Origin of the sequence: Endozoicomonas sp. YOMI1, assembly GCF_024606345.1 — a bacterium.
Lineage (GTDB): Bacteria > Pseudomonadota > Gammaproteobacteria > Pseudomonadales > Endozoicomonadaceae > Endozoicomonas.
Genome location: NZ_JAHHPM010000409.1, coordinates 1 through 3,436, shown reverse-complemented (window position 1 = coordinate 3,436; position 3,436 = coordinate 1). Strand labels below are relative to the sequence as shown.

At 47.0% G+C, this 3,436-nt stretch carries 1 protein-coding gene and 2 pseudogenes; 1 reads left to right on the top strand and 2 read right to left on the bottom strand.

Annotation, left to right across the window (positions count from 1 at the left end):
* Positions 1-156: 156 nt before the first annotated feature.
* The gene (locus KDK15_RS14595) at positions 157-2,436 is read right to left on the bottom strand and encodes a Tn3 family transposase (RefSeq protein ID WP_257296117.1); all 2,280 of its coding nucleotides are present in this window, start codon (positions 2,434-2,436) and stop codon (positions 157-159) included.
* Between the two features lie 24 nt (positions 2,437-2,460).
* Positions 2,461-3,160, bottom strand: a pseudogene (locus KDK15_RS14590) (DUF4158 domain-containing protein).
* Positions 3,161-3,309: 149 nt separating this feature from the next.
* On the opposite strand from KDK15_RS14590, the pseudogene KDK15_RS14585 reads away from it, so the two are divergent.
* Positions 3,310-3,390: pseudogene (locus KDK15_RS14585) on the top strand (recombinase family protein); the annotation flags it as partial.
* Positions 3,391-3,436 lie beyond the last annotated feature (46 nt).

Genomic DNA, 3,436 nt, shown 5'->3' with positions numbered 1-3,436 from the left:
ACAAAAACGGTTTGAAAAACTGTACCAGAAACACCTCACCACCCTGAAACTCCAGGGCAAAAGCCAATCCACCATTGATCTCTAAAGGGGGTCTGAAGCCCAATGGAACGAAAAGTTGCTCTAAGCTTCTTACCCCTTGATTTCGCTGGGCTAGCATCAATCATCTTCTTCATTTAATGGTCTTAAACCACCGTTTGATACCCGCTCTGACAAAGTAAAGGAGTACTGCCCTAACATATTGACATGCCCAATCGGTAGCGGTGATAAGTGAGCAACATCCTCGTCTCGAACTGGGTAGCCCTGATTCTTCAAATGATCCAGCGAAACCTGCATGTAGATTGTATTCCAAAGTATGACGGCATTTGTTACCAGTCCCAAGGCTCCCAATTGATCCTCCTGACCTTCCCTGTAGCGTTTACGGATTTCTCCTCTCTGCCCATGACAAATCGCTCTGGCAACTCTGGCAACTCTGGCAACAGCATGGCGAGCTTCTCCACGGTTCAGTTGGTTTAGTATGCGGCGGCGATAGTCTTCATCATCCACGTAGTTCAGGAGGTAGATTGTTTTGTTAATCTTTCCTGCTTCTATAATGGCTTGTGCCAAGCTTGATGGTCGATCACTTTTCAGGAGTGATCGGATCAGCTCTGATGCTTGAACAGTGCCAAGCTTCAAGGAACCGGCAACTCGTAACATATCGTCCCAGTCCCGCTCTATTTTATTTGGATTGCTGCAGCCACGGGCAAGCTCATTCAAAACTCCATAATCTGCTTCTTTATCGATGCGCCAGAATACAGATTCGCCAGCATCTGCCAGCCTGGGAGAGAACTGATATCCCAGCAACCAGAAGAGGCCAAATACCAGGTCACTTGCCCCTGCCGTGTCCGTCATAATTTCCATTGGCTTCAAACCGGTTTGCTGTTCAAGCAGCCCCTCAAGCACAAACATGGAATCGCGCAGAGTTCCCGGTATCACAATGCCATGAAAACCGGAATATTGATCAGAGAGAAAGTTGTACCAGGTTATTCCCTTGTTCGAACCGAAATATTTGCGATTCGGGCCTGCGTTGAGGGTTTTTACGGGAGTGACAAAACGCATCCCGTCAGCAGAGGCAACTTCTCCACCTCCCCAGTTTTGAGCCAGTTGGAGTGTAGCCTGATAGTCAACCAGACGTGCATTGGCCTGTGTCAGCGTTTCCGCTCTAAGGTAATTCTGTTTTACCCAACTGAGCCTGTGTCTGGTCAGTGCTGGCACATTGGGTTTGATGAACGGTTCCAGGCCAATATTACAGGCTTCTGCAAGCAGTACGGCACAGATACTGACGGTCAGGTTTTCAGCGCGGGCATTGGCTTCGCTGACATGGTAAAACTCATCCGCAAAACCTGTATGAGCATGGATTTCAAGCAATAGCTCAGTGAGGTCTACTTTTGGTAAGAGACTGGCTACATGCTCTCTCAGTTTGAGCAAGCTTTCAGGTTCTTCTGTTTTATCCAGTTGCGTGATCGTCAGAGACGGATTCTTGCCAGAACTATCCACTCTGACGGCATCGTTATCATCAAAGTTTGCAGCAACTCTTTTGTATGCCGAATCCAGCTGTTCTGCCAAGCTGTCTATGACTTCCTTAGCATCAGCTGAATGTCCAAGGGAACGACACACCTGAGCTTTATGGGTTTTCCATTCTTCTGGCTGGAGAAGTTTGGCTCTGGGGTCACCCCAACGGTCACTGTTCTCGACATAAACATCGCGCCGACGAAGACTGTCCTGGAGCTTATCCAGAAAGCAAAGTATGTAGGCTCGTCTGTCAATACGTTCATCTTTGTCGATAACCAGCCGTTTCCAAGGGTTTGAAATAACGTCCGAGGGAGGGTTTTCAAGAAATTGCTTTTTGGAGAACCCGTGCTTAACCAAGTAGTTCAGGGCTTCAAGCGTTTGCTGCCCTGCCGGTGCAGACTTAAACTCAATATGCTTGAAAAGTTGGGGTAGAAACCGTCTCACCCTGCCATATTGATCAACCATTTCATCATAGAATTTATCATCAGCAGGGCGAACCAAGCTGTTAATGGTCTCAATGGATTTTTCCAGCAGTTTTTTGGAGCATAAAGAATAAATTGCCTCCCTCAACTCCTCATTATCCGTTTCCTCATCAAGAATTAGCGAACAGACTGAAGCCAGAGTTAATGCAGACCGGTCAAGGTCTTTCAGGGTTCTCAGCCGTTCCTTTTGCCCGATTTTCTTTGCCTTGCCAGCAATGTCACTAATCAAGAGATCGAGCATATCCAAAGCATCGTCTAGTGCCAACACCTCATAGGCTTTGACAAAAGCAAGCAGAACAGCCGTTCTTTTGTCTTCAGGCATTCGCGCTATTTTGTAGACAGTCGCTGCGCTGGCGTATCTTGCCAGACCTTTCAGGCGGACGGGAGGGATTCTGGAAAAATCCAAATTTCCAACGTGCAGGTCTCGTAATCACTGATAACGAAGAATGGCTGTATTGAATGCAGGGCCACTGATGGACACAGGGCCTTTTCGGTACTGATCAAAGTAGGACGCTCTGTGACCGCTGGGAACCTGTAATAGTGACTCCAGTTTTGTTTTTTGCTCGTCACCCGGAAGCGCTGTCAGCCTCTGCCAAAGCTGATTTTCAACACACTCTCTTATTTCTGAAACCAGCCTGGTCAGTGTGGTCACTCCAGGCAGCAGAACCTTATTCTGTACCAGCCAGGAAGTGGCAAAGTCAAACAGCAGGCTTGGCCTTTCATTACTGATCCAGGCACGGCTATACAGCAATCGGCTCAGCCGGAATTGCCAGGGCGGTGAGCCAATAGCCGTAAGCTTCCTGTATTTCTGCACTATGAGCATAGCGAGTTTGCTTGCGGAGCATGTATTTGGAAAGGCTGTTTATGTCTGCAACCCCCAGCTGCTTTGCAACAAAATGAATCGCTCCAGTGGGCACCCGAATTGGGTTCGGCAGAAAAGTCCCGAGGAAGCGAACTGTCGATAATTGCAGTGCATATCCCAGTCGGTTGTAATCCCCCCGGCACTTATTGATCAGTGCAAGATCGTTACTGTCGAGATGAAAATACTGAGCAAGCTGAATGTCATTGGGTTCTCCACAATACTGCCCATACCGAGACTTCTGTTCTTCGGTTAAGAATTCGACTGGCATCCTACACCCAAAGTTATACTGATTTTGTCTATTAATTTATAAGTTGGTGGACATCGTAGAAGAATATATATAATCTGTCTACTAAATCGTTTTCTAGCACTTAATAGACAACTATTCTATTAATCGAAATAGGAGACAAAAATAGAGCTATGAGACTATTTGGCTACGCTCGAGTTTCCACAAGCCAGCAGTCCCTGAATCTTCAAATCAAAGCCCTAAAATCAGCTGGGGCTTGTTGCAGTTAACAAAAACCTATCTATAGTTACTCGAACCTAT